The sequence below is a fragment of the Dietzia aurantiaca genome (assembly GCF_021033825.1).
GTDB lineage: Bacteria > Actinomycetota > Actinomycetes > Mycobacteriales > Mycobacteriaceae > Dietzia > Dietzia aurantiaca.
The window spans coordinates 1-665 of the sequence record NZ_JAIFXZ010000036.1 but is presented as its reverse complement, the minus strand read 5'-3'; the positions used below and the strand labels follow the sequence as shown (position 1 = coordinate 665).

At 70.8% G+C, this 665-nt stretch carries 2 protein-coding genes; one reads left to right on the top strand and one right to left on the bottom strand.

Features of this window, described 5'->3' with window-relative positions; translation table 11 throughout:
• Positions 1-16 precede the first annotated feature (16 nt).
• A complete protein-coding gene (locus K3888_RS17510) occupies positions 17-232 on the bottom strand; it encodes a hypothetical protein (RefSeq protein WP_230931559.1) in 216 nt (71 codons plus the stop codon).
• Positions 233-279: 47 nt separating this feature from the next.
• On the opposite strand from K3888_RS17510, the gene K3888_RS17505 reads away from it, so the two are divergent.
• Positions 280-665 (top strand): HNH endonuclease signature motif containing protein (locus tag K3888_RS17505; protein ID WP_230931558.1); only part of this gene is annotated, 386 nt, incomplete at its 3' end.

Below are 665 nucleotides of genomic sequence, written 5' to 3'. Positions count from 1 at the left end.
GGCCTGCGGATGCGCCCTACAGCCTGGCCCAACGCCGCGCCGATGCCCTGATGTCCCTGATCTGCGGCGACACCACCACCCCCGCCCGCGCCGACTCGGGTGCAACCGATTCCGGCGACACCACCAACCACGCAGCACCCGGCACCTCGCGCGGCTCCGGCACGCCGGACACGCCGGGCTCGGGCGAGCCGGCGTCTGGTGGGGTGATGCTGCGGCCCAAGATCACCGTCATCGCCCCCCACCGGCGCGAACGCCAGCCGCTGGGCAGACCACACCCGGGTGGATTTCGCCCGCACCGGCGAAGCCGCCCTGCAATCCCTACTGGACATGCTCGCCTGCAGCGACGGCGCCAGCCTGCACCGAATCGATCCCACCCCCGGAGCCGCCGACGACCCCCATGCTGCGCTGCGCTACCGGCCCACCACCACCCTGGCGCACCGGATCCGGCTGCGGGATGGCACCTGCCGCCACCCCGGATGCACCGTCCCGGCCGACGCCTGTGATCTGGACCATGTCGTGCCGTTCAACCACACCGACCCCACCCACGGTGGGCAGACAGTCGAAGCGAACATGGCCTGCCTGTGCCGGCGCCATCACCGGTTCAAAACCTTCAACGACTGGCACTACCAACTCGACCCCGACGGCACCCTGATCATCACCACCGA